Source organism: Streptococcus sp. V913, assembly GCF_054353455.1.
Map to the genome: position 1 here is coordinate 369,077 of NZ_JBTHHX010000001.1, position 26,900 is coordinate 395,976.

Consider the following 26,900-nt stretch of genomic DNA (forward strand, 5'->3'; position numbering starts at 1 on the left):
AAAAACCGAAAGTTAGTATTTCCTATCTAACTTTCGGGATATAATTCAATATCTAAGCTTCTCGTTTAGAAGCGAATTGCTTCACGTGTTTTTTCATATGAAGTCACAAAACGATTTGTAACTCCTGGTTCTGCAACTTCCAAGGCTTGAGAAATCTTCTCAAATGATGCCCGATAGTCAAACTCTTTCTCAAAAATTTCAAGTGCTTCGTTGAAAGCCTCTTGGATGCGTTCATCAAATGAACGGTAGCGATTTGAGTATTGAAGAAGTTGCTCTGTCAAAGTTGCATACTGAACAATTTCATATGTTTCTGTCTCAAGTACTACCATATCATTCGTTGCAATTTCAAGAATTCGCTTAACAGATTCAATATTAACCTGCGGTTGTTCTAGCTCCGCCATCAGATCTTCAGTGTTATGACTTGCAGTAAAGAAGAGTTTCAAGAAACTTTGAGGGATTCCTGGTAAGTTTCGCTTCTCCATGTAACGTTTGATAGTGTGCAAACGATTCACATAGACATTTGCTTTTTGGCGAGCATTGAGGTCATCTTTTTCAATTTGCGCAAGTCGTTCGCTCACAGAAATTTGCTCATCTTCAATATCTTTGAGATTGCTTTGAAGCATTTCCAACTGTTCTTCAAGAACAGAATAGGCTTGAGCAGATTCTCTTTGGTCCTCTGTTACTTCTAAAATAGCGGTATCAAGTGCGGCTAATTCTTCTTGAAGTCGGCGGACATGATTCCCATTACTTTCTGGAAGAAGATAAGTTTTATTTAGGCGTTCAAGATCCTGAACAAGCACCTGGTTATTTTCCTTCAAGTGGTTGAGATAGGTTGGAAGTGTTGAGAGGAGATTCTCAACGACTTTTTGAGCCTCAATTTCATGAGTGAAAATATCATAAAGTGCATTGATTTCTTCTTGAATGCGATTATTTTCATACTCTGCATTGTCCAACTCCAACTGACGAATGTTTTCTTGATTATTCTTCAAAGATTCATGCAAAAGTTGGAAACGTGACTCAATATCTGTTTCAATAAAGTGGTATTTGGCATCCAACAGCTTACGATAGCCTTCTTCCAAATCTGCTAATTGGTCTGGTAATTCCTTTGTCAAGGTTTCAACAAGAGCTGGGATCCGATCAACAATATGCGTTAGAGCAAGAATATGATTTTCAGTATCATCTAAGATTGCTGCAGCTTCAACTGGGTCACCTGATGAGTTAAGGGTAACGAATTGAGAGAATTCCGATTGGATATTTTCCAATTGTTTCTCAATCTCAGGAAGAGCTTTCCCATATTTCTCTGAGTCCTCTGCAACCGTATGTTGAAGGGTTTCAAACAAGTCCAAAGCATGTAGGACGCGACCACTGTTCTTAGATTCTTGCTTTTCGAGTTCAGAAAGGGCATTGCGAATAGCTGCAATATCTTCTTCAATCAAACTAATCTGGCTTTCAATTTGATCAATCTTGTGAGCTGCTTTAAAGAAACGGAAAGAATTATTGTAGTTTTCAGCCTCAAAAAGATGATTCTCAATATCAGCAAACGAATTCAGAGATAAATCAACCCATTTTTGGTTCCATTCACGGAAGGTCACCTGACTTTGACCAATCAAGTGCATGTTTTTAACGGCTTCAACCTCATCATTTACAGGAAGATTGTAGAGTTCTTCTTTTCTTTCTTCAAGCGCCGTTAATCTGCTTACATTACGCTTACGTAGAAAAATGGCTGTTACATAAGCTAAAATCAAAATGATCGCAATCGCAACCATTAGATAAATTAGTTGTCCATTAGACATATCAAACTCCTTTTATACTAGAAACAATCGTAATGATTATATCATATTTTTTAAACCAAGGGAACTATTTCCCACATTTTTTAGACGTCAAGTGTACTGTAAACAGCGTTTTCTTCGATAAATTCGCGACGAGGCTCTACCCGATCGCCCATCAACATATCAAAGATTCTATCTGCTTCAGCAGCATCATCTACTGAAACACGCGCCATCAAGCGATGTTCTGGATCCATGGTTGTTTCCCACAATTGGTGGTCATCCATTTCTCCTAATCCCTTATAACGTTGGATAGTTGGCTTTGAGCGCCCTTCACTATGACGTGCTAAGGCTTCTTGGAGTTTAATTTCTTGATCTGTACCCGGCTGGATGTATTCTTTAATCTCACTTCCGACTTTAACCCCATAAATCGGTGGTTGGGCAATATAAACATAACCAGCTTCTAGGATTGGCTTCATGTAGCGGTAAATCAGAGTCAGTAAGAGGGTTCGAATGTGGGCACCATCAACATCGGCATCGGTCATCAAAACGAGTTTTTGGTAACGAGCCTTAGTGACATCAAATTCTGCCCCAAAGCCTGTCCCCATGGCTGTGAAGAGACTCCGAATTTCTTCGTTAGCAAGAATTTTATCCATGCTGGCTTTTTCAACGTTCAAGATCTTACCACGAATTGGCAAGATAGCTTGGAATTCACGGTTACGACCAGATTTAGCTGATCCACCAGCTGAGTCTCCTTCGACGATGAAGAGTTCGGTTTCAGCAGGGTTGTTTGAAGAACAGTCTGCTAGTTTTCCAGGAAGATTGGAAATTTCCAAACCAGATTTTTTACGAGTGACTTCACGCGCACGCTTGGCAGCTACACGAGCCTTGGCAGCCAAAATCCCTTTTTCCACGATACGCTTGGCGATCTGTGGATTTTCCATGAGAAAATCAGAGAAGGCATCGCTGAAGAGGCGATTAGTGATCTTGACCACTTCACTATTGCCCAGTTTGGTCTTGGTTTGTCCTTCAAACTGCGGATTTGGATGCTTAACAGAAATAACTGCAGTCAAGCCTTCACGGACATCTTCCCCTGTTAGGTTGTCTTCATTGTCTTTTAGCAATTTATTTTTGCGGGCATAATCATTGATAACACGTGTCAGCGCTGTACGGAAACCTTGCTCATGCGTTCCGCCTTCATGGGTATGAATGTTATTGGCGAAACTCATGACGTTTTCGTGGTAACCGGTTGTGTACTGCATGGCTACCTCAACTGTGATATCATCCATCTCACCGTCTGTGTAGATTGGTGTATCAAAGATCACATCCTTGTTCTCGTTGATATATTCAACATAGCTAGCAATCCCGCCCTCATAGTGGTAATGTTTAGTCTGTTCGAGACCTTCACGCTTATCTGTGATGGAGATTCGAAGACCTCGGTTCAAAAAGGCTAGTTCTTGAATACGTTTATTTAATTTGTCAAAGTCAAAGGTCGTTGTTTCTGTAAAAATCTCTGGGTCCGGCGTGAAGTGAACTGTTGTTCCGGTTCTATCCGTATCTCCAACCACTTCAAGATCAGCAACGACATTCCCACGGTGGTATTCTTGATAATAAATTTTTCCGTTTTTATGAACCCGAACATCTAGTTGAGTTGAAAGGGCATTTACTACTGATGAACCCACACCGTGCAATCCACCTGATACCTTGTACCCGCCACCGCCGAATTTTCCTCCAGCGTGAAGAACAGTAAAGACGGTCTCAACAGCAGGACGTCCTGTCTTTTCTTGAATGTCAACAGGAATACCACGTCCATCATCCACAACGGTGATGGAATTATCTGGCTCAATAAGGACTTGGATATGGCTGGCAAATCCTGCTAGGGCTTCATCAATTGAATTATCAACGATTTCCCAGACTAGATGGTGAAGGCCTTCTTTTGAAGTCGATCCAATATACATACCTGGACGCATACGAACGGCTTCCAACCCCTCCAAAACTTGAATTTGGCTGGCATCATAATCCTGTGCCTGTTGATTTTTGATTTTTTCTGTCATTTTTTCCCTTTTCTTACATGTCTATTGCTTGTCTCAGTGTCACAACGTTTTTAAAAAGATAGGCATCTAAGCCGGCAGCTTTCCCTGCTTCTACATCAATATTCCTGTCTCCAATGACCAAACCGGATGAGATATGATATTTATCACGTAAATAAATCATAGACTCAGGATCTGGTTTTCGTTTGAAACCGGAACTAGCAGTCACGACTTCTGTGAAATAGTCAGCTATCTGAGTCTTTGCAAGAAGTTCTAGAACTTGGTCATTTCGATGAGAAACTAAGAAATGACGGCCACCCTTGTCAGAAATATCTTTGAGTAGTTCTGGAATTCCCTCAAACAAAACTGGGTATTCTAGCTCACGCGCTTCATTTTCTTTGTAGTTTTCTAAAAAATTCTCGATGGCTGGGGCAAACTTCTCGATAGCAAAAGCTGTCGAAACCTTCAAGGCTTCGTAAACACGGTCGTGTTCTTGCTCTATTCCGTATTGGGCTAAGGTCTCTACAAAGGCTGCTGTAGAAGTCTCATAATTATCCAATAGGGTACCACCTAAATCCCATATATAGTCGTGATATTTCATACCCTTCATTATACCATTTTTTTATGAAAAAAGCGATGATTTCCTAGATTTTTCCAAGCAAAAACGAGAGCCGAACTCTCGTCTTACTGTTGATTTCCAAAGACATCTCGATAGAGCATGCCGTCTCGTAAACTTTCAGCATCTCCTCCCAATTGCTCTACCAACTCATAGGCAAAGGCAAGTGCGGTTGACGGTCCTCGGCTAGTTGTTAGATTGCCATCCACAACCACTGTTTGCTTTCGGTAAATTCCATCACTGATGTTCTCCTGAACACCGTCATAACAGGTGAAGTGCTTGTCTTTCAGGACACCTGCTTGATGAAGAGCGATTGGAGCTGCACAGATGGCTGCAATTTTCTTTCCTGCTTGGTCAAAGCCTTTAATCTGTGAAATAAGGGCTTGATTATCCCGTAGGTGAGCTGAGCCTGGCATACCACCTGGAAGAACGACCAAGTCATAGTCGGACAAATCGCCATCAAAGATATGGTCGGCTTTTACCTGAATGTCATGTGACCCTGTCACCTGCTCTTCAAATCCTACCATATCACAAGAAATGTTTGCTCGACGCAAGACATCGACTACTGTCAAGGCTTCGATTTCTTCAAAACCCTGGGCTAAAATAACTGCTACTTTTGCCATAGTGGCCTCCTTATTTGATTTGTTTTAGGACGACTTTCTTTCGTTTGAATGGAACTTTTCCACTTTTCTCCTCCGCTAGGTTTGTCTGGTAACTCATAGACAAGAGGAGACCGACACCGATGAGGTTGCTAATAATTGCGGAGCCCCCTTGAGAAATGAAAGGCAGAGGAATCCCTGTCAAAGGAAGTAAGCCTGTCACGGCACCGATATTTTCAAAGATATGGAAGAGCAACATCATGATAAACCCAGTCGAAATGTAGGTGTAGAACTGGTTATTTGACCTGATCGTAATCTTCAACATCCGATAAATAAGAAGCAAGTACAGGGCAACGACAAAGACCGAACCAATGAAGCCAAAGTCTTCAGCAATTACGGTGAAAATCATATCACTTTCACGTACTGGAATGAGGAGATTAGACACATTGAAACCCTGTCCAAACAAGCCACCACTTCCAATCGCAATTTGTCCCTGCGCCTGTTGGTAAGTCGTTGTTTGCGCAAAGTCAAAGGGATTGAGCCAGGCCAAAATACGGTTAATCTGGTAGGTTGGCATTCCAATCTGATGCAAGAAGGCACGTCCATCCTTGCTTATAAAGATGGCCATGAAGCCTGCAACTGCAGTCACTCCTGTCGCAAAAACAGGAATGATAATCTTCCACGAAACACCTGAAAGGAGAACCATACCTGCAAAAATAGCTACAAAGACCAAGGCAGTTCCTAAGTCACTTTGTAGGGCTAAGAGGATCAAGACTGGGATGGTAAAGGCAATCATCCAACCAATCAATAGGAAATCCAAGGGAATAGTCCGTTGCCATTCCTTGTGTTTTTGAGTGAATTGTACGATGACTCGAGCCAACATCAAGATATAGGAAATCTTCATGAACTCCGATGGCTGAAAGAGTGTCGTTCCACCAATCGATACCCAGTTCTTGGCACCTGTTGATGCTACAAGATTTGGATTGTAGAAAACAAGAGGGAGGACCATCAAGGCTAGGCCTAAACCATAGAGATAAGGAGTCACCTTCCATAAAAACTCAGTATTGAAGAACATGACCACAAAACCAATGACAAGGCCCAAGGAAATCCAAGCAATTTGCTGGCCTAGTATTGGTAACACATTATTTGGATAGTCATGACTAACTGCTATATAAATGGCCACTACTCCAATCACCAGTAAACAAAACACTGGTAGAAGGAGGCTATAATCGACTCGAGAGTCGAAGGAACGTTTCATATTTTTTACCTTTTCTCTTTCTTGGATTTTTCTTTCATTCTATTGCGACGAGATTGGAGAAAATCAGCTACAGCAGGCTCTAGCTGTTCTCTAGAAAGAACTTGAACAGCCCTTTCTTTTGACAAGGTCTGGGCGATTTGTTTACCATAACGCTTGCTGACGACACGACTGTCTAGGATTACAGCAACCGAACCTTGATCAGGCCGTCTAACAGTACGACCTAATGCTTGTTTTAGCCGAATAATAGCCATCGGCAATTGATAATCATAGAAGGGATTTTTTCCTTCTCGACGTAGTTCTTGGTTTAATTTTTTTGTTAACGGTTCTTGTGGATTTTGGAAAGGCAATCTCGGAATCACTTGGAGTACAAATGGATGGGTTGAAAAATCAACTCCTTCCCAGAAACTACCTGTTCCAAGCAAGATCTGGCGTTCACCTTTTTCAAAACGTTTTTTCAGTTGGCTTGGTTCCCCATTTTTATACTGAGCTAGATGCGGTTGGTCGAGCAGGTCCGAAACTGCCAGCAACATCTCTTTTGAAGTAAACAAGACCAATAAGGGTTCTTGAAAGGCTTGTAACCTTCGAATAACAGAAACCACTTCACTAGCATAGTCAAAAGATGAAACTTCTGTCACAAGAGGAAAGTCATCAATTAGAAAGACTTCTTGTTGCTCCTGCTTTGCTACATCAAGCCTAACAAGCGGAGCATCTGGAAATCCCAATAAATCTGCTAAGGAAACCCGATTGCTGATTTCAAGAGTGGCCGATACTCCTAGGAGCCTGCAATCTTCTGGCAATAGGTCTGCTAGTATAAAGCAGCCTTTTTTGCTTGAACAAATCAAAACATCCTTGCTCGATTTCTCTGCTGGAGCAAGCCAAAATTCACGGTCCGATGTGAAAAAATTTGCAATTTCTCTATACTCTGGGAGAGCTAACTCCGAAAAATGCTGGCGCAACTGTTCAAGAGAATCCAACCACTTTCCATTCTTAAAGCCTGACTGATAGTGCTCTATCAAGTATCGACATTCAAAACCGATACTCTCAAGCAAGCGCTTCTGAACCAAATCTTCCTCTGTCTCCAAGGACTTTTCAATTTGAGTTACAAGCTCCTCAAGGCGATAAGCCTGCTGGGCTAGATTTTCAAGAGCTAGCAGCATTTTTTGAGCTTCATCCAAAATCACCAAACGGTTATCAACAAACTCTGGATTGTCTTCCAAACGAGTGACCAGATAGGCATGATTAGTCAAGAGAACACGACTGGTCTTGGCCTTTTCCTGCCCTCGTTTCCAAAAATCCTCTGTAGCAAATAAACTTTTCTTTGAAAGCTTGCCATCGTGGACTAGTTCTGGCAGAAAATGCTGGTAGCGATAAAGCTGCCCGATTTCGTCCAAGTCACCTGTCTCTGTCTCTGTTAGCCAGATGAGCAGTTGCATTTTAAAGCGTGTGAAGAGGCGATTGGACTCCGTTCGATGGAGAACTCGGTGAAAGGCATCCAATTTCAAGTAATTTTGAGGCCCCTTGAGACTATGAATTTCCAGATGGAAGACCTCTTTTAAGCTCTGACCTTCTTCTTGCATGATTTGATTTTGAAGAATTTTGGTCGGAACGCTCACTAGGATCCCTGCTTGACTCTCCAAGTTCAAAGCTGGGAGGAGATAACCATAAGTCTTGCCCAGTCCCGTTTGGGCTTGGATAAAGGAAGTTTGGTGTTCTTCCAATAATTGCTCAACCTTCTCCGCAAAATCCAGCTGCTGTGGACGTTCCTCCAGCCCCAATAAAGAAATATTTTTAGCAAAATCTTTGGATAACTTTCGTGGGACTAAGCATTTGCTTTCCTTTTTGAGGAAAAGCCCATGAAGCTCCATCAAGTCTGGCGAAGATAAGAGAGATTGTTGCTGATAGACCTCCTCAATGACCAGATAACTTTCATAGAGAAGGTTGTCTGCAAGGTTTAATAAGCTTTCTAGGAGCCCTTTTGGTAACTCAAATAGTTTTTGACGCATGTAAAGCAAGAGTTCAGCTGTTGCCTGAGCATCTGACAGGGCAGTATGGGCATGTTCCAGCTCAATGCCCAACTCTTGACAAAGGATACCTAAGTTATACTTTTCAAACTGAGGATACAAAACTTGGGCAAGCTCAACTGTATCCACCCGCGGTGTGCGCAATTCATATCCTTCAAAAAAGAGAAATTCTGCAAGAAGGTTGGCATCAAACTGTACATTGTGCGCAACAAAAATACCGTCCTTAACCAATTCAAAAATTTTTCCAGCCACCTGAGAAAACTCTGGTGCCGCAGCCAAACGCTGATCGGTCAGACCCGTTAATTCTTTGATATGAGAATCCAAGGATTCGTGGGGATTGACATCGGTCGCATACTGATCGATGATTTCACCATTCTCAATCACCACAATGCCAACTTGAATAATTTTTGCCTTGCTTCCGGTGCTGGTCGCCTCTAAATCAACGACCACATACCGATCATTTCTTGCATTCATCATTAAAAATTATATCAAAAAAAGCATGATTTGACACCCCTCAACTTTGATAACAACCTCGCTTTTCTTTTGAGTTTGAGTAAAAATCAAGACCTTAAAAGTGAGAATTCCTCGTAAGTTCAGCAGTTGATTGCTGGTTCTGAGGTATTTGAAAACCTTATCAACAAACCTACATCAACATAAAAAGACAACCAAGGTATTAACTACCTTTTTGAGATATTTTTTTCATTGTTTTCGGAAGAGCTTTACTAATTTCGGTAGGCAAGACAAGGTAATTTTCTTGAGCTAGTTCTTGCGCGATAGCTGAATGAAGGTGAGCCGCTACCACCACTCTCTCATAGAGACTGACTTGGTCAAACTGACCTGCAAAACCTGCAATCATCCCAGCCAGAGTATCTCCCATCCCACCAGTTGCTTGATAGGGTCCTCCAACCTGTAACTGATAATATTCAGACTGACCAGCTTGCCAGATACGAGTCGCTGGACCTTTCTCGACAAGAATCGTTCCTTGAGGAAAAGCAGAAAGAGCTCTGGCAGTCGCCTCTGTATTTTGATGGTCAAGAACTATACCAGACAGTCTTTCCCATTCCTTTTGGTGGGGAGTTAGGATGAGCTGACTGGAAGGAAATGGTAACTGGCCTTTTGCTAAGATGCCCAAAGCACCACCATCTACAATCAAAATCTGGTCACTTCTGAGGTTGTTAAAAACCCATTTTACGAGTTCTTCTCCGAATGCATCCTCTCGCAAACCCGGACCTAACAAGACAACCTCTGCCTTTTCTAACTGTTCTTTTAACAATTGCTGGTCTTGAAGAGAAAATGCCATGGCCTCAGGTAAATGACTGGGCAGAGCCGGAATGTTCTCCTTATCCGTGCCAACAGTCACCAACCCTGCCCCACTTTTGACAGCTGCAATGGCTGACATGATGATAGCTCCCCCATAAGGATAGGTCCCTCCCAGCAAGAGCAGACGTCCGTAATCTCCCTTATGGCTGTGACGAGAACGTTCAATAATGACTTTTTCTAATAAAGTTTGATCAATCACTTTCATCGTTATTTTCCTCTCACTCTATTATACTACAAAAGGAGGGGCGAACCTCCTTCTATCTATTTCCCCTTAAATTCCGCAAAGGTCTGTAAGATTTTAGCTGCCACTGCTGGAGAAGGTGCTCCTTTTAGCTCTAACGTGTCATCTGCATATGGAGTAAGGCCAGCAAAATCTCCTATCTGAACTGAATAAAGAGATGTCTTAAACAGTTCAATATCGTTTTGGTCATTTCCAAAAGCGATGAAGTTCTCCCCACATAACTTTTCAACAGTTGTTGCCTTATGAGTATCCAAGGGATTAACATAAAGGCACTTTTCATGCGCATGATAGGAGAGATGAGCCTGTCCTAGTCTTTCTAGCTGACCAAGCAGATCATCAAGCAACTCCTCATGGTCGCCCATATAAACGACTACCTTAATCGGAGCCCCCAAGTCCTCGAGTTTCTGATGACAAGCTACCTTCAGGGGATCCACACTGGAAATAAATGGAATCTTCTCCACAATCTGACCACTATAGTCAAAGCAATCATCTACAAAGAAAGGGAGATTATAGGTCTGGCAATAATCCACTAGCGCCTGATAAACTCTAGCATCGAGATTTCTCTCATAGATGGCTTTCCCCAGATAATAGGCTACACCACCATTCAAACCTATAACCAAGCGCTGACTGAGATCGGTACCTAATAAGCCCAAACAATCCCGATATGAGCGAGCTGAGGCAAATACAAGCTCATGCCCATAATCTTCAGCCTTTAAAAGAACCTGCTGAATCTCCTCATCTATGGTCATATAGTCGAAAGACAGCGTCCCATCCAGGTCAAATACGAATTTCATCTTCCTAGTCCTTGTTTAGTGTTCGAAGCGCTGCCTGATAGGTTTGCTCCATCAGCATGGTAATAGTCATAGGACCAACTCCACCAGGTACAGGTGTGATGTGACTAGCAAGTGGTGCAACGGCATCATAATCAACATCTCCACAAAGTTTGCCATTTTCATCTCGGTTCATCCCAACGTCAATGACAACCGCTCCTGGTTTGACAAAGTCAGGAGTCACAAACTTAGCACGACCGATTGCAACCACCAGAATATCTGCCTTAGCAGCCACCTTGGCAAGATGATGGGTGCGTGAGTGAGTCAAGGTCACTGTTGCATTCTTAGCCAAAAGAAGCTGAGCCATTGGTTTCCCAACGATATTGGAACGACCGATAACAACCGCATTTTTACCTTCTAGATCAATCCCATATTCATGAAACATTTCCATAATTCCTGCAGGTGTCGAAGGAATCATAACTGGATGACCAGACCAGAGGCGTCCCATGTTTAGCGGATGAAAACCATCCACATCCTTTTCTGGATCAATGGCAAACAAAACAGCCTCTTCGTCAATATGTTTAGGTAATGGTAACTGAACCAAAATCCCATGCCAAGCTGGATCTTGATTGTATTTGGAAATCAAGTCTAACAATTCCGCTTGGCTAATGGTCTCTGGAACTCGCACGACTTCACTACGGAAGCCAGCAGCGAGAGCTGACCGTTCCTTGTTGCGAACGTAGACTTGGCTGGCAGGATTGTCCCCCACCAAAATCACTACCAATCCTGGAACTAGACCTGTTTCTTCTTTTAGTTTAGCCGTCTTCTCAGCCAACTGTCCTTGTAACTTAGCCGCAAGAGCCTTCCCATCGATAATCTGTGCCATATCTCTTCTCTTTTCTATCAAATATCCTCTATTATATCAAAAAATAACTCGCCATCCTAACACTTCTTGCCTAATGGACCCTATAGTCTGAAACTATAAGAAAAAGCCCTTATCGAGCTTTTATGCCTATTTATACTAGGTAAATTTGTCATGCTTTCTTTTTGACTTTTGGAGCCGGTAAGACTTCATACATATCCTTAATTAATCTCGTTAGAAATGACTTATCTTCAATGTCTTCTATCACAATCATCTCCTTGGCTCCTTCATAAGGACGTTCAAGCCTAATCTGTTCCAATTGATCCATGACCACCTTCACAGGCTTCAGTAACAAACGATTATCATAGATTCCCCCAATAATCTTCCCACGATAATAAAGGATATACTCTCCCATCATTGGACGATAACTCATCTCCTCTAGCTCTGATAGCTGTTCGAGAATAAAATCTAAATATTCTTTACTAGAAGCCATGATGCCTACTCCATTTCTTCTAAAATGAGGTGTTACAAAACCTTACTCAAAAATTCCTTGGTCCGTTGTTCTTTTGTTTGATCGAAAATCTCTTCTGGAGTTCCATCTTCGACAACAACTCCATCTGCCATAAAGATAACACGGTCTGCTACCTCACGCGCAAAGCCCATTTCATGCGTCACAATCACCATGGTCATCCCCGACTTGGCAAGGTCTTGCATAACAGCTAGGACCTCTCCAACCATCTCAGGGTCTAGGGCTGAAGTCGGCTCATCAAAGAGCAAAACGTCTGGCTCCATAGCAAGTCCACGTGCAATGGCAATCCGTTGTTGCTGACCACCTGACAAACTCTGCGGATAGGCCGTTGCCTTATCTGGCAAGCCAACTTTTTCTAGCAGTTCCTGAGCTCTCTTCTCCGCTACTTCCTTGCTTTCTCCTTTGGTTTTAATTGGTGACAAGGTGATGTTTTCCATGACCGTCATATTTGGAAAGAGGTTGAATTGTTGGAATACCATGCCCATCTTTTCACGCATGGCAAAAAGGTCATTTTTCTTATCTGTGATATCAACTCCTTCAAAGATAACCTTACCTTTACTTGCTTCTTCAAGGAGATTCATAGAACGAAGGAGAGTTGACTTCCCGCTCCCGGACGGACCGATAATGACCACAACTTCTCCTCGCTTAATCTCAAGGTTGATGCCCTTTAAAACTTCATTTTTCCCAAAAGACTTATGTAGTTCTTCAATTTTAATCAAGGGTTCTGTCATTATTTCTTGTCTCCTTGTCCAATATGTTTTTCAAATGCTTTCAACGCCACTGTCAAAACAGAGGTCATAATCAAATAGTAAAAGGCTGCAAATAAAAGGGGAGTCAACGGTAAATATGTTGTTGTTGCCACAGTCGTTGCACCATTCCACAACTCCATCACCCCAATTGCCGACAAGAGGGAACTATCCTTGATAATGGTGATAAATTCATTTCCCAGCGCTGGAAGAATATTCTTGATAGCTTGTGGCAAAATGACATAACGCATGGCATTTTTTGGACGAATACCAAGAGAATATGCGGCCTCTAACTGCCCTTTAGGAACCGCATTGATCCCCGCACGAACAGTTTCTGAAACGTAAGCTCCACTGTTCATAGAAATAATCAGAATACCAGGAATCAAACGAGAAAGATCAACTCCTAAAATTCCCACTTGAATAGTCGGAGCATTGATATGCATAAGAGCAAAGGCAATCATAATCTGAACCATCATCGGAGTTCCACGGAAGATCCAAACATACACATTTGCAAACCAAACGAGCGGTTTAAAGCGTGATCGCTGAGCAAAGGCCAGTAACACACCTATAATAGTTCCTAAGCAGACGACAAGAATGGAAATCAATACGGTGATCAGAGCACCATAGTTAAAATATGGTAAATACTTTGGTAAAAAAGAAAAATTCATATTCAATCAACTTTCTATGTGTTGGATTGTATGATTATAACATGAATTGAATTAAAATTCAATCCTTTTTCACCGATTTTAACAATTAACTTGATAGAATGGAGAAATAGAAAGAAATCACAGTTTTTTTCTAGTCAACTACCTCTTGTTTATGGTAAAATAGAAACGATAAGAAATGGAGGAGAATCAAAATGGAATCACATTTGGTTAGAATCATTAACCGCCTAGAAGCAATGACAAAAGATGGTGGAAATCTAAAACGTAATTTTGAACGTGAAGGTGTTGTTGTCGCAGAAGTTGCCTACAGCCACGACGAAGAAAACGGATCACTCTTCACCCTTCGCGATGTAGAGGCTCGTGAAACTTATACCTTTGATAGCATTGATTTGATTGCAATGGAGATCTACGAACTCCTTTACTAATATAAAAACAACGGGCAGTAAGGCCCGATGAATGAGAATCCTTTTTGTCACCGCAAATGGGATTTTTTCTTACCTTCAATGCCGCTTAATCCTCCATAAATCCTTCTTTTAAAAACGACCACTTCCCAATCTTTTTACTTGCTTTACACCTTAATCATGCTATAATGAAAGTATAAAACTTTGACTATTATTGACCTTTTTTCTTAGGCCAAGAATAAGAATGAAATGAGGTAGATGTTATGCTCTGTCAAAACTGTAAAATTAACGACTCAACAATTCATCTGTATACCAATATCAATGGACAGCAAAAGCAAATTGATCTCTGTCAAAATTGCTATAAAATTATCAAAACAGATCCAAATAATACCCTCTTTAAAGGAATGACTGATTTAAACAATCATGACTTTGATCCTTTCGGAGACTTTTTCAATGATTTGAACAATTTCAGGGCTTCTTCAAATAACGTCCCTCCAACTCAATCCGGTGGGGGATACGGAGGCAATGGGGGATACGGACCTCAAAACCGCGGACCTGTTCAAACACCTCCTCCTAGCCAAGAAAGAGGGCTCCTAGAGGAATATGGTATCAACGTGACTGAAATAGCTCGTCGAGGAGATATTGACCCTGTTATCGGCCGAGACGAGGAGATTATCCGCGTTATCGAAATCCTCAACCGTCGAACCAAAAACAATCCTGTCCTTATCGGAGAACCAGGTGTTGGTAAAACAGCTGTTGTTGAAGGTCTAGCTCAGAAGATTGTCGATGGTGATGTTCCCCATAAACTCCAAGGCAAGCAGGTCATCCGTCTGGATGTGGTTAGTCTAGTTCAAGGAACAGGGATTCGAGGCCAATTTGAAGAACGCATGCAAAAACTCATGGAAGAAATTCGCAAACGCGAGGACATCATCCTCTTTATTGACGAAATCCATGAAATTGTTGGTGCAGGATCTGCTGGCGATGGCAATATGGATGCAGGAAATATCCTCAAACCAGCCCTTGCCCGTGGTGAATTGCAACTGGTCGGCGCCACTACTCTCAATGAATACCGTATCATTGAAAAAGATGCTGCCCTCGAACGCCGTATGCAACCTGTCAAAGTTGATGAACCAACTGTCGAAGAAACCATTATCATCCTCAAAGGGGTTCAAAAGAAATACGAAGACTACCATCACGTCAAGTACACAGACGCTGCTATCGAAGCTGCTGCAAATCTTTCCAATCGCTATATCCAAGACCGCTTCTTGCCAGACAAGGCTATTGACCTGTTAGATGAAGCTGGTTCTAAGATGAATCTGACGCTGAACTTTGTTGATCCTAAAGTGATTGATCAGCGTTTAATTGAAGCTGAGAATCTCAAGGCTCAAGCTACACGAGAGGAAGACTTTGAAAAAGCTGCCTACTTCCGTGATCAGATTGCCAAGTACAAGGAAATGCAAAAGAACAAGGTGACCGGTCAGGATACTCCTATCATTAGCGAGAAAACCATTGAGCACATCATCGAGCAGAAAACTAATATCCCTGTTGGGGAGCTAAAAGAAAAAGAACAGTCTCAGCTTATCCATCTAGCAGACGACCTCAAAGCTCATGTCATTGGTCAAGATGAAGCTGTCGATAAGATTGCCAAAGCCATCCGTCGTAATCGTGTTGGACTTGGAACTCCTAACCGCCCAATCGGAAGTTTCCTCTTTGTCGGACCAACTGGTGTCGGTAAGACAGAACTTTCCAAACAACTAGCCATTGAGCTCTTTGGCTCTGCTGACAGCATGATTCGCTTTGATATGAGTGAATACATGGAAAAACACAGTGTGGCTAAATTAGTCGGTGCCCCTCCAGGTTATGTTGGCTACGATGAAGCGGGTCAGTTAACGGAAAAAGTTCGTCGTAATCCATACTCACTCATCCTTCTCGATGAGGTCGAGAAAGCCCATCCAGATGTCATGCACATGTTCCTTCAAGTCTTAGATGATGGCCGTTTGACAGACGGGCAAGGACATACAGTTAGCTTTAAGGATGCCATCATCATCATGACCTCAAATGCCGGTACTGGTAAGGCCGAAGCCAGCGTTGGTTTTGGAGCTGCTCGTGAAGGTCGAACCAACTCTGTTCTCGGTGAACTCGGCAACTTCTTTAGTCCTGAGTTTATGAACCGTTTTGACGGCATTATCGAATTTAAACCTCTCAGCAAGGACAACCTTCTCCAAATCGTCGATCTCATGCTAGCGGATGTCAACAAACGCCTTTCTAGCAACAACATCCATCTCGATGTGACAGACAAGGTCAAGGAAAAGTTGGTTGACTTGGGATATGATCCAAAAATGGGGGCACGGCCACTCCGTCGTACCATTCAAGACCATATTGAGGATGCTATCACAGACTACTACCTTGAAAATCCAAGTGAAAAAGACCTCAAGGCAGTTATGACAAGCAATGGTAAGATTCAAATCAAATCTGCAAAAAAAACTGAAAAAACAGAAGAGGTTACTTCTGAAAGAGAAGATTAGAACTCATAAAAAAGAACAGGGAATCTTGTTTCCTGTTCTTTTTTAATTCTCTTCTTGAACTTGATAGCGAAGGATTGTTTTTAATTTGCTTGGCTCCGTTCGATGAAGATTATTAAGATAAATTTCTCGGTGGACTTCCGAAGTTCTTTTGAGTTTATGAAGTTGACAAAAATGCTCCATCTCTGCAAAAGTCTCATTTTCAGTATCAAAAGGTCCTACATGAAGCATAGCAAGGCTTGGGCCTTCTTCTATCTTTTCAAAACGAACAGCCTCATAGAGAATATTTGGCTTCTTGATTTTCACCTCTTCCAAAGCTTTTTCAAATAGTTCTCTCGTAATAAAATCGGGTTGCCCAATCATAATACTATAAGAAAGCTCACTTTTTACCAGTTCTCCCTCCTTCTCCTTTTTCCATACACCTTCTAAAGGAAAGACAGTAAAATCAGTATAAACCTCATCCAGAGGAGCTTTTTTATACTTCATCTTTATCGCATAGGCTAAGGTATATAAGGCCCCTACGCGTTCTGAAAAATCTTCTTGATTTGGATCGCCTTTACCATCAATCACGATATAGGATTGACCTGGCACCTGCAAGATGCTGGGCCTAGCCTTCACTTGATAAAGAGCTTTTGCTTCTTTTCTCCATTCGTATTTCATTTGGTTCTTCTCCTTTCTGTCTCTAGTATAGCACCAAAACCCTGACATCTTTTGTCAAGGTTTGTAAAGTTTTTGGATTTTTTCTACTCTAGAAAGCAGTTCCTTCTTCACATAATCGGGTTCGAGTATTTCCACTCCATCTAGATAAGACAGGAGGTACGTATACAGACTTTCATGCTCTGGTAGGACTGTCTTGACATAATAACATCCATCTTTCCCCAAGCTAATCTCATCTTCTGAAAAATCTTCATAAACCCGGAAAGCAAGCTTGGGGCTAAACTTCAAGGAAACTTCGATTTGATTTGCCACTTGATCTGAACTATCGACGCAATCCAGCACATTTTTCTGCTTCATAGTTTTAGTTGTTAGGTGATAATTCCTAATTCTGGATAATTTGAAAAAACGCCACTCTTCTTTCAAACAACAGTAGGCATAAAGATACCAATCTCTCTTTTTAAATATGAGTCTAAAGGGCTCGACTGTACGAATCGTTTTCTGACCACACCCACCTAGATAAGTAATCACCAGTTGCCTTTTCTCTAGAATAGCATGTTTGATGTTATCAAATAATTCTTTTTGACCTTCTCGCTTCCTCCAGTCAGTCAAGTCTACTTCTATCCAAGGGCTAGTAGAAACTTGAAAAATAGATTCCAATTTTTCAAGTAACAGGTCTTGCCTATCATCGGTCAGGGCTTGAATTCCTTGCAAAGCTGACAGAAGTTCTAATTTTTCATCCTCCGATACGAGAGTACGATCCAGAACAAAGTCTTTCATTAAAAAGATCCCACCTGCCTTTCCAGGAACTGAATAAAGAGGAATTCCCGCCATACTCAACCGCTCAATATCGCGATAAATCGTTCGTACAGATACTTCAAACAATCGAGCTAATTCAGGAGCCGTTGTACTGCCTTTTTCTAAAAGTAGATATAGGATACGAAATAGTCTTGCTTCTGCCATAAAATCACCTCTCTTTTATTATACCAGTTATAGTGCTAGGGTTGGAAAGTTTAACGAGACAAGGATTGACCAAGACAAAGTAGCTTTTTCTGCACAAGTTCGTTGGTTTATTCTTGACAGCTAGTCCCTCGTCCATTATGATAATAATAAAGATACTAGAGAATGAGGAAAATGCAATGGCAAACCCAACTTTTGGTGAAAAAAAAGAGAATGTGACCTACCAGCCCCGCTATGGAGTTTACGCAGTTATTCCGGATGCGGAGAAAAAACAAATTGTCCTAGTTCAAGCTCCCAATGGGGCTTGGTTCTTGCCAGGTGGAGAGATTGAAGCAGGCGAAGATCATCAAGAAGCACTGAAAAGAGAACTAATCGAAGAACTTGGCTTTACAGCTGAGATTGGAACCTATTATGGGCAAGCTGATGAGTATTTCTACTCTCGCCACCGTGATACCTACTACTACAACCCAGCTTATCTCTATGAAGCTACTTCTTTCCAAGAAGTACAAAAACCATTGGAAGATTTTAATCATATTACTTGGTTTCCTATTGATGAAGCAATTGAAAAACTCAAACGTGGTAGCCATAAATGGGGAATTGAAGCTTGGAAAATCCAGCATGGAATTGACTAAATTGCACGATTTTATCCAAAAAGTGCTATAATAGAGTTAGAAAATCGGAGGAACTGTTATGAAGCTTATCAACACGACTAATTCACACTCGCAACTTGTTAAAAGCCAATTAGAAAGTACTGACGCAACTCTTGTTGAGGTCTATTCGGCCGGAAATACAGATGTGGTTTTCACACAAGCCCCGCTTCACTATGAAATCCTCATTTCGAACAAACACCGTGCTATTCGTGAACCCGAAATTGAAACCATCCAAGACTTCTTCTTGAAACGTAAAATCGACAAAGAAAGTATCGATGAAGCAAATATCAAAACCCTCTATTCGGATAAATTGATTGAGATCTCAATCCCTATAAAATAATAAGACCAGCTTTTAAGCTGGTTTTCACTTGCAAAAAAGATTGGTAGTACACAACTACCAATCTTTTTTATTTTATTTCACAGCTTCTTTCAAAGCCTCTACCTTGTCCAAACGTTCCCATGGAAGGTCAATATCTGTACGTCCCATGTGTCCATAAGCCGCTGTTTGACGGTAAATTGGACGTTTAAGATCCAGCATTTGGATAATTCCTGCAGGGCGAAGATCAAAGGTTTGACGCGCTGCTTTTTCAAGTTTGCTTTCAGCTACTGTTCCTGTACCGAAAGTATCGATACGAACAGAAACAGGCTGTGCCACACCGATGGCATAGGCCAATTGCACTTCTACTTTCTTAGCAAGACCTGCTGCCACGATATTCTTGGCAATGTAGCGAGCTGCATATGACGCAGAACGATCCACCTTAGTCGCATCCTTACCAGAGAAGGCACCGCCACCATGACGAGAATAGCCACCATAGGTATCCACGATGATCTTACGACCAGTCAAACCTGAGTCTCCTTGAGGTCCACCGATTACAAAGCGGCCAGTCGGATTGATGAAGAATTTTGTTTGCTCATCCAAGTAAGAAGCTGGAATAACTTCTTTGATAACCTTGTTAATCACATCTTGATGGATTTGTTCATTAGTAGCTTCTGGATCGTGCTGAGTTGAAATAACGACTGTGTCCACACGTACTGGACGATCATTTTCATCGTACTCAACTGTAACTTGTGATTTGGCATCTGGACGAAGATAACTGATTTCACCAGACTTACGAAGTTCTGCCAAACGACGAACCAACTTGTGGCTGAGTGAGATTGGCAATGGCATGAGTTCTTCTGTCTCATCCACTGCAAATCCAAACATGAGACCTTGGTCACCAGCACCAATCAAGTCAAGCGGATCTTGATCTGCACTTCCACGGACTTCCAAGGCTTCGTTAACACCTTGGGCGATATCCGGCGACTGCTCAACAAGCGATGGATGAACTCCAACTGTTTCCGCAGAAAAACCATATTCTGCATTCGTATAACCAATCTCTGCAATGGTATCACGAACCACACGGTTGATATCCACATAAGCATTTGTAGAAATTTCACCAAAAACATGGACAGAACCAGTGTATACAGCTGTCTCAGCAGCAACGTGCGCCTCTGGATCCTTTGCTAAAATAGCATCCAAAATCGCATCTGAAATTTGGTCTGCAATCTTATCCGGATGCCCCTCAGATACAGATTCAGACGTGAATAATTTACGTTCTGACATAAAAATGTCCCCCCTTAAAAAATATTGTTATAGAGTTACAAAGTACTGATAGAAATTTTCTATTGTCTAAGAGTTACGACGCGAAAGAAATAAAAACGATACTTTTTTATTTCTGAAGCTAGTAAGGCGCATAGGGTGACCGCATGATAGCGGCAACCGTAGAATGACGAGCGACTTTGGAGCCATCATTCTTTGCGAGTTACAAAGTACTGATAGAAATTTCTACCATCTTATCGGGACTATATAACCTTATCATTATACCACTTTTTACTCATTTTTGCATTCTTTTCGAAAATTTATAAAACGAAGGTACAAAAAGGAGCCATTCAGCTCCAATTTTGTTCTTAAAATGTTTGGCGTTTGGCTTTCCGCTCTGCACGGCCACGAGCACGATTTTCAGCACGCTTGGTTTTGCGACGTTTTTCATCCACCGCCCATTTAATCTTCTTCTTGTAGCCTGGTTTGACTTTTTTCTTTTTCTTTTTAACCAAGCCAATCATTTCGATATCAAGCTTGTCCTGCTTCTTTTCACGATTGGCACGACGATCACGGTCATAGGTATCTTGAAACTCTCCGTCTTTGACCATCTTAGGAGTAAACTTGATACCTAATTTTTCCAACTCACGGATATCCGAGTCATCACTAGGCTGGTAAAGGGTAATAGCCGTACCAGGCAGTCCGTTGCGCCCAGTTCGTCCAACACGGTGAACAAAGAAGGACAAGTCTTGCGGAATGGCGTCATTGATAACATGGCTGACACCTTCAATGTCAATTCCACGCGCTGCCAAGTCCGTTGCGACAATATACTCAAAATCTAGATTTTTCACCTGATTCATAATCCGCTTGCGTTCACGAGGGGCAATATCTCCATGAATCTTTGCTACCTTCAATCCTTGAGCAGTCAAATATGCATGCAATTCATCAGCACGCGTTTTAGTGTTAACAAAAATCATTGCCAAATACGGTTGCATCAACTGAGTCAACTGATAAATTTGAGCATTCTTGTCGCGACCCTTGGTCGAAATCAACCAGTTATCAATTGTATCAGAAATGACTGTCTTGGTCTTGATTTTTTCCATGACAGGATTTGACAAGTATTTTTTCAAGAACGGTTGCAATTTTTGTGGAATGGTCGCTGAAAAGACCATGAATTGCAAGTCTTTTGGAAGGCTCCCTGCAATCTTATCGACTGTCTCCAAGAATCCCATATCCAAGGTCATATCGGCTTCATCAACTACAAATGTCTTGGCCTTATGAATGGCTAAATCACCAGATTTGACCAAGTCATAGATGCGACCTGGCGTTCCAATAACGATATGTGGTTGGTTGCTGGCAAGTTTTTCAATCTGACGCGCCTTATCCGTACCACCTACATAATTAACCACACGAACTTCGACATCTGAGTGGGCTGCGATTTGACGGGCTGCTTGGTATATTTGAGTGGCCAACTCACGACTTGGTGCAGTAATGACCGCTTGAACACTATCGCTAGTTTCATCTAATTGCTGAAAAATGGGTAATAAGAAAGTATGAGTCTTTCCTGAACCTGTTTTTGACTCACCGACCAAGTCACGACCTGCCAAGACAATAGGAATCAACTTTTCCTGAACTTCGGTAGGAGTCGTAAACTTCAACTCCTCCAATGCCTTTTCTATATAGTTTTTAAACTGAAATTTCGTAAATGACATATTATCCTCGATTCTATTCATCTAACCATTATACCATATTTTGAACATTTTCAGTAGTCCAGTTCGAGAATCAAAAAATGAAAGGAAGTAATTCCTTTCATTTTTATTTCCAGTTTAAAATAGCATTCAAACCATAGTGGTCACTGACTTGTGGACTATTTTTTCCATCAAAAACTACATGCAAACTTTCTACTTCTAAGTCTTTTGTCGTAAAGACATAGTCGATTCGTAGCGGCTCGGTATTGCCTTTCCAGCCATCAATTTCTGGTGGAACGGTATAGCTACCACTTCTTTCTTTCGCAACTTCAAACGCGTCTTGTAATCCTAATGGACTAGCTAAAATCGCTTGATAGCCTTCCTGACCAGCTGGATTATTAAAATCACCTGCTAAAATCAGAGGTTTGTTCAACTCTTTTAATACAGCCTCAAATCGTGCCCATTCTTCTTGGAAACCTTTATCCCACCAAGAGAGATGGACGCTTGCAAGAGCAAGTTCCTTGCCTTCAACCTCTGTCTCAGCCAAGGCAACACGGCGAGTATGGTAGTCCGTTGGATCATCTACATCTGATACTAAAATCTCACGCGCCTTAATAGGTGTTTTGGATAAGATAGCTACACCTTCATGGTAGCGGTCATAGCCAATATGATTATAAGCCCAAGTCCAGTAGTAGTTTTTCCCTTTCTCAGCCAATTTTTCAACCAGAAGTCGTACATAGTGATCCTGATGAATAGGTTCTGCTGATGGCAAAGCTTGATAGTGATTGTTAACCTCTACCTCCGGCGAAGTCATTTCTTGATTAATTTCTTGAAAACAGATCAAATCATAATCTTTGTCAAGAATATCTTGGAGCAAGAGCTGGAATTTTTCCTCTGCTTCTTTTTCCATCCAACTATGAGTATTGAGTGTTAAAAATTTCATGCTTTTCTCCTAAAACAAGAGGTTGGAAAACAGCTTCCAACCTCGAGTATATTACAATTCTACTTTAGCAACTGCTGTTTTAGCTGCAAGAGAACCTGTTTGTTCTAATTTAACTGATTTGATAGCATCACCATTTGTAAAGACAACCACTGTTGATGTTTCACGACCTGCTGCACGGATAGCATCCAAGTCAGCTGTAACAAGAAGATCACCTGCTGCAACCTTTTGTCCTTCAGAAACGTGAACAGTAAATGGTTTTCCTTCAAGGCTTACAGTATCCAAACCAATATGAACAAGTACTTCAAGACCTGATTCAGTAACAAGTCCAAGTGCATGTTTTGTTGGGAAGATACTTGATACAGTACCTGTAACTGGAGATACAATGTTTCCATTTGCTGGTTCTACTGCAAAACCATCACCCATCATTTTTTGAGCAAAGACTGGATCTTTCACTTGTTCCAAGGCAATAACTTGACCGTCAGCTACTGAGTAAACTTCCTCAGTTACACCTTTAAAATGTACAGTATTTTTTTGAGCTTCTGTCATTTGGCTTGGAAGAGTTTCAGGAATTACTTCACCTGAGTCAAGGATGTCTTGGATATCAGATTTCAATACGTCAGCTTTTGGTCCGTAGATAGCTTGGACACCTTGTCCTTTCATGACAAGACCCATAGCGCCTTCTGCTTTCCATTGTTCCTCAGTACCAACACGATCTGCATCCTTAACAGTTACACGAAGACGAGTCATACATGCATCTACATCTACGATGTTTGCACGACCACCAAGAAGGTTAATGATATTTACAGCTTGAGAAGCTGCTGCAACTTTTGTTTCTCCTGGAGTTGCATCTTCTGATGCTCCTTCAGCAGTTTCATAGTTTCCGTTACGTCCTGGAGTTGCATAGTTGAATTTCTTAATCATGAAGTTGGCAATGAAGTACATGATGACTGCAAAGAGGACAGTTACCCAGATAAAGTTAATGATATCCATACCAAGACCAGCGTTGATAGCTAGCGGAGTACGAGTCAAGAATTCAATTGAACCGAATGAGTGCACACGAAGGTGAACAATATCAGCCATAGCGAAGGCAGCACCTTGAACAACAGAATATACAAGATAAAGAGGTGTTGCAACAAACATGAACATGTATTCGATTGGTTCAGTAACCCCTGTCAAGAAAGTTGCAAGAGCTGTTGCAATCATCATTCCTTTGTATTGGTGTTTCTTGTCTGCTTCAACATTGCGGTAGATAGCAACGATGACACCCATCAAGATACCGAATGAACCGATCATTTGACCAACTTTGAAACGAGCTGGGTGAACAGTATCTAACAAGTGTTGGTATTGACTAGCATCAGTACCTTTAAGGTTTACAAGGTCTGTTACCCATGCAAGCCATAGTGGGTCTTGACCGAATACTTGAGTACCTTTAGCTGCACCAGTTAAAATGTCATAAGTACCACCAAGAGCTGTATAGTTCATTGGGATAGTCAACATGTGGTGAAGACCAAATGGCAAGAGCAAACGTTCCAAAGTACCATACAAGAATGGTGCAAGAACAGGTGCTGTTTCTTGTGAATTGGCAATCCAGATACCAAAGTTGTTGATACCTGTTTGAACAACTGGCCAGAAAGCTGCAAGTACAATTGCTGCAATAGCTGAACGAAGGATGACAACGAATGGTACGAAGCGTTTCCCATTGAAGAATGAAAGCGCATCAGGAAGTTTACGGTAGTTGTAGTATTTGTTAAAGGCAGTTGCCCCTACAAAACCAGAGATAATCCCTACAAAAACACCCATGTTCAATGCTGGTGCTTCAAGAACACTGATGAAGTAATCAGAAACTTTGATTGAGCCTCCAAAGAGGGTAGTGACCATAGCCTCAGGGTTTTTCAGCATATCACTTGTAACTCCAAAGATAGTACCAGTGATACGGTTGATTAAGATAAAGGCAAGTCCTGCTGCAAATGCACCGCCTGCACGTTCTTTAGCCCAGCTACCACCGATAGCAAGAGCAAACAAAATATGAAGGTTACCGATAACTCCCCAACCGATTTGCTCAAGAATTCCACCTGTAATAACAAGTGGGGCAAGATTTGGGTCAATCAATGCAAGCGACTTACCGATTGAAATCATCAATCCAGCCGCTGGCATAACAGCGATAACCACCATCAATGCCTTACCGAATTTTTGCCAAAATTCGAAAGACAAGACATTTTTGAATGTATCTTTCATCATTCAAATCTCCTTTATATTTTTTAGGCAAACGTTTTACGAAAACGTTTGCACTTATTTATAATTCAATTATACCACTTTATTTTTTTTTGTAAAGGCTTTTATAAAAAAATTGTCTACTTTTTTTAATTTTTAGAAGAAAAAAGAGAAGTTTACGAAAACTTCTCTTTTAAAAATGTATCATTTTTCTGATTTGTTCTGCAATTTGCATTTATATCCAATTAGATTTTCAAGAATCGACGCATCGAAATTCCTGAACCAATTGAACCAATGAAAATTCCGATTACAAATAGTAGAACTGTCATCAAAGGGACAAACACATCTGGCGTAATCATTGATAAGTTTTGACCTACCAAGGATTTATTGACCGATTGATAAACGATATTGTAAACAAAGAATACAAGAACTGAGGGAATCGCTGCGCCAAGCAAGCCAATAAAAGCACCTTCTAGCAAGAATGGGCCACGGATATAACCATTTCTCGCTCCAACAAGACGCATGATCTGAATCTCACGACTACGTGAAATAATGGTAATACGGATGGTATTGGAAATGAGGAAGACTGCGATAAAAATCAAGAGTCCTGCAATAACCAATCCCCAAACACGGATAAAGGAAGCCAGTTCGAAAAGTCGTTGAGTGTTGGCTCCACCATCTTGAACTTCTGATACTCCCTCAATTTTCTTCGCTTCTTCAGCTACTGTTTTAACATCACTTGGAGAATTTGTATCGACGATATAGGCATCATAGAGAGGATTTGCATCCCCTTCAAAGACCTTCCAATCGTCACCCATGGTTTCCGTCAGTTTCTCGTATTGTTCTTCTTTACTTGAGAAGGTAACACTTTTTACAGCAGGCATCGCCTTCAAAGCATCATAGACCTTGTGGTAGTCATTATTGGTAACTGTCTGACCTTCTTTTTCAATCGTTTCACTGTTATCTGCTACATCCTTACGAATGTAGACCATAACACGAACGTTGTTTTCAATATCGGTAGCCAGTTTTGCTGTATTAAAAATTACAGATGCAAACAAGGCAACGAGTGTTAAGGTAATCATAACCGAACTTACTGCTGCTACTGTCATCCAGCCATTTCGTTTTAAACTCTTTAATGATTCAAATAAATGGCGAAAAAATCTACTAATCATCGTATCCATATTCTCCTTTAGCTTCGTCACGAACGACACGGCCGTTTTCAATGGCAATGACACGGTGGCGCAAGGTATTTACGATCTGGCTGTTGTGGGTCGCCATCAAAACAGTTGTACCTTGAAGATTGATGCGTTCCAACAGATTCATAATTTCCCACGAATTATCTGGGTCCAAGTTTCCTGTTGGTTCATCAGCAATCAATACTTTAGGATTGTTGACAATCGCACGGGCAATCGCAATCCGTTGCTGTTCTCCACCTGAGAGTTCATTCGGGAAAGAACGAACCTTGTGTTTTAAACCTACTAGGTCCAATACTTCCATAACACGTTTTTTGATGTTACGGCGATTCTCTCCGATAACTTCCATTGCGTAGGCAATATTCTCATAAACCGTTTTCTTAGGCAAGAGTTTGTAATCTTGAAAGACAACCCCAACACTACGACGTAGAAGCGGGATATCTTTCTTCTTAATTTTAACTAGATTAAAGCCTGCAACTGATAGGCTTCCTTTTTCGATCTTTACTTCTCGGTATAAAGCTCGAATAAAGGTTGACTTACCTGCCCCAGAAGGTCCTACGATATAGGCAAACTCTCCTGGTTCAATGGTGACAGAGACACCACGCAGGGCAGTCGTTCCATTGTCATACTTTTTGACAACATCTCTCATTTCAATGATTGACATATGAGTTCCTTT

General features: G+C 41.4%; 24 protein-coding genes. 4 read left to right on the forward strand and 20 right to left on the reverse strand.

The window, feature by feature from the left end:
* Positions 1-65: 65 nt before the first annotated feature.
* The 12 genes from ezrA to ACXYSL_RS01900 form a co-directional block, all read right to left on the reverse strand.
* On the reverse strand, positions 66-1,793 hold the full coding sequence (gene ezrA / locus ACXYSL_RS01845) for a septation ring formation regulator EzrA (protein ID WP_458623809.1): 1,728 nt from the start codon (positions 1,791-1,793) through the stop codon (positions 66-68).
* Positions 1,794-1,873: 80 nt separating this feature from the next.
* Complete coding sequence (gyrB, locus tag ACXYSL_RS01850; protein ID WP_096421925.1) at positions 1,874-3,820, reverse strand: DNA topoisomerase (ATP-hydrolyzing) subunit B; 1,947 nt, start codon at positions 3,818-3,820, stop codon at positions 1,874-1,876.
* Positions 3,821-3,833: 13 nt separating this feature from the next.
* Positions 3,834-4,397, reverse strand: a complete 564-nt coding sequence (locus ACXYSL_RS01855; protein WP_295589604.1) for an HAD-IA family hydrolase — start codon at positions 4,395-4,397, stop codon at positions 3,834-3,836.
* Positions 4,398-4,480: 83 nt separating this feature from the next.
* Entirely contained in the window at positions 4,481-5,035 is a 555-nt protein-coding gene (locus ACXYSL_RS01860; protein ID WP_295589555.1) for a DJ-1 family glyoxalase III, read from the reverse strand.
* A 10-nt stretch (positions 5,036-5,045) separates the two neighbouring features.
* Entirely contained in the window at positions 5,046-6,269 is a 1,224-nt protein-coding gene (locus ACXYSL_RS01865) for an FtsW/RodA/SpoVE family cell cycle protein (protein WP_195215499.1), read from the reverse strand.
* 5 nt (positions 6,270-6,274) lie between these two features.
* Entirely contained in the window at positions 6,275-8,764 is a 2,490-nt protein-coding gene (locus ACXYSL_RS01870) for a bifunctional DnaQ family exonuclease/ATP-dependent helicase (protein WP_458624008.1), read from the reverse strand.
* Between the two features lie 199 nt (positions 8,765-8,963).
* On the reverse strand, positions 8,964-9,815 hold the full coding sequence (locus tag ACXYSL_RS01875) for an NAD(P)H-hydrate dehydratase (protein ID WP_458623810.1): 852 nt from the start codon (positions 9,813-9,815) through the stop codon (positions 8,964-8,966).
* Between the two features lie 56 nt (positions 9,816-9,871).
* Positions 9,872-10,645: an HAD hydrolase family protein gene (locus ACXYSL_RS01880; RefSeq protein WP_061597834.1), complete on the reverse strand. Its 774-nt coding sequence runs from the start codon at positions 10,643-10,645 to the stop codon at positions 9,872-9,874.
* Positions 10,646-10,649: 4 nt separating this feature from the next.
* Positions 10,650-11,507, reverse strand: coding sequence for a bifunctional methylenetetrahydrofolate dehydrogenase/methenyltetrahydrofolate cyclohydrolase (locus ACXYSL_RS01885; protein WP_458623811.1), 858 nt, complete (start codon positions 11,505-11,507; stop codon positions 10,650-10,652).
* 148 nt (positions 11,508-11,655) lie between these two features.
* Positions 11,656-11,976 (reverse strand): TfoX/Sxy family protein, encoded by a 321-nt coding sequence (locus tag ACXYSL_RS01890; RefSeq protein ID WP_458623812.1) that lies wholly within the window; start codon positions 11,974-11,976, stop codon positions 11,656-11,658.
* Positions 11,977-12,008: 32 nt separating this feature from the next.
* Positions 12,009-12,743 carry an amino acid ABC transporter ATP-binding protein gene (locus ACXYSL_RS01895; protein ID WP_458623813.1) on the reverse strand — a complete coding sequence of 245 codons (735 nt, stop codon included), beginning with the start codon at positions 12,741-12,743 and terminating at the stop codon, positions 12,009-12,011.
* Positions 12,743-13,426 (reverse strand): amino acid ABC transporter permease, encoded by a 684-nt coding sequence (locus ACXYSL_RS01900; protein WP_001011622.1) that lies wholly within the window; start codon positions 13,424-13,426, stop codon positions 12,743-12,745. The genes ACXYSL_RS01895 and ACXYSL_RS01900 overlap by 1 nt, the downstream gene beginning before the upstream one ends.
* A gap of 191 nt (positions 13,427-13,617) precedes the next feature.
* Here ACXYSL_RS01900 and ACXYSL_RS01905 point away from each other — a divergent pair, with 191 nt between their 5' ends.
* Positions 13,618-13,848, forward strand: coding sequence for a DUF1797 family protein (locus ACXYSL_RS01905; RefSeq protein WP_000443577.1), 231 nt, complete (start codon positions 13,618-13,620; stop codon positions 13,846-13,848).
* A gap of 239 nt (positions 13,849-14,087) precedes the next feature.
* Positions 14,088-16,349 (forward strand): ATP-dependent Clp protease ATP-binding subunit, encoded by a 2,262-nt coding sequence (locus ACXYSL_RS01910; RefSeq protein ID WP_458623814.1) that lies wholly within the window; start codon positions 14,088-14,090, stop codon positions 16,347-16,349.
* A gap of 42 nt (positions 16,350-16,391) precedes the next feature.
* Here ACXYSL_RS01910 and ACXYSL_RS01915 read toward each other — a convergent pair whose 3' ends face one another.
* Together ACXYSL_RS01915 and ACXYSL_RS01920 are read right to left on the reverse strand one after the other, a co-directional pair.
* Entirely contained in the window at positions 16,392-17,006 is a 615-nt protein-coding gene (locus tag ACXYSL_RS01915) for a GyrI-like domain-containing protein (protein WP_458623815.1), read from the reverse strand.
* A gap of 54 nt (positions 17,007-17,060) precedes the next feature.
* Positions 17,061-17,963, reverse strand: coding sequence for a helix-turn-helix transcriptional regulator (locus ACXYSL_RS01920; protein WP_458623816.1), 903 nt, complete (start codon positions 17,961-17,963; stop codon positions 17,061-17,063).
* Positions 17,964-18,139: 176 nt separating this feature from the next.
* Here ACXYSL_RS01920 and ACXYSL_RS01925 point away from each other — a divergent pair, with 176 nt between their 5' ends.
* Together ACXYSL_RS01925 and ACXYSL_RS01930 are read left to right on the forward strand one after the other, a co-directional pair.
* The gene (locus tag ACXYSL_RS01925; RefSeq protein ID WP_458623817.1) at positions 18,140-18,592 is read left to right on the forward strand and encodes an NUDIX hydrolase; all 453 of its coding nucleotides are present in this window, start codon (positions 18,140-18,142) and stop codon (positions 18,590-18,592) included.
* 58 nt (positions 18,593-18,650) lie between these two features.
* The gene (locus ACXYSL_RS01930) at positions 18,651-18,950 is read left to right on the forward strand and encodes a DUF1827 family protein (protein WP_000767203.1); all 300 of its coding nucleotides are present in this window, start codon (positions 18,651-18,653) and stop codon (positions 18,948-18,950) included.
* Between the two features lie 72 nt (positions 18,951-19,022).
* Here the strand turns inward: ACXYSL_RS01930 and metK are convergent, their stop codons facing one another.
* The 6 genes from metK to ftsE form a co-directional block, all read right to left on the reverse strand.
* Positions 19,023-20,213, reverse strand: coding sequence for a methionine adenosyltransferase (gene metK / locus ACXYSL_RS01935; RefSeq protein WP_000003926.1), 1,191 nt, complete (start codon positions 20,211-20,213; stop codon positions 19,023-19,025).
* Between the two features lie 344 nt (positions 20,214-20,557).
* The gene (locus ACXYSL_RS01940; RefSeq protein ID WP_061418111.1) at positions 20,558-21,901 is read right to left on the reverse strand and encodes a DEAD/DEAH box helicase; all 1,344 of its coding nucleotides are present in this window, start codon (positions 21,899-21,901) and stop codon (positions 20,558-20,560) included.
* A gap of 103 nt (positions 21,902-22,004) precedes the next feature.
* Positions 22,005-22,820 (reverse strand): endonuclease/exonuclease/phosphatase family protein, encoded by an 816-nt coding sequence (locus ACXYSL_RS01945; protein WP_220107057.1) that lies wholly within the window; start codon positions 22,818-22,820, stop codon positions 22,005-22,007.
* A gap of 51 nt (positions 22,821-22,871) precedes the next feature.
* The gene (locus tag ACXYSL_RS01950) at positions 22,872-25,058 is read right to left on the reverse strand and encodes a PTS transporter subunit IIBC (protein ID WP_000974084.1); all 2,187 of its coding nucleotides are present in this window, start codon (positions 25,056-25,058) and stop codon (positions 22,872-22,874) included.
* A gap of 218 nt (positions 25,059-25,276) precedes the next feature.
* Positions 25,277-26,203: a permease-like cell division protein FtsX gene (gene ftsX / locus ACXYSL_RS01955; RefSeq protein ID WP_000625557.1), complete on the reverse strand. Its 927-nt coding sequence runs from the start codon at positions 26,201-26,203 to the stop codon at positions 25,277-25,279.
* Positions 26,196-26,888, reverse strand: coding sequence for a cell division ATP-binding protein FtsE (gene ftsE, locus ACXYSL_RS01960; protein WP_000022271.1), 693 nt, complete (start codon positions 26,886-26,888; stop codon positions 26,196-26,198). Before ftsE ends, ftsX begins: the two co-directional genes overlap by 8 nt.
* Positions 26,889-26,900: the final 12 nt, after the last annotated feature.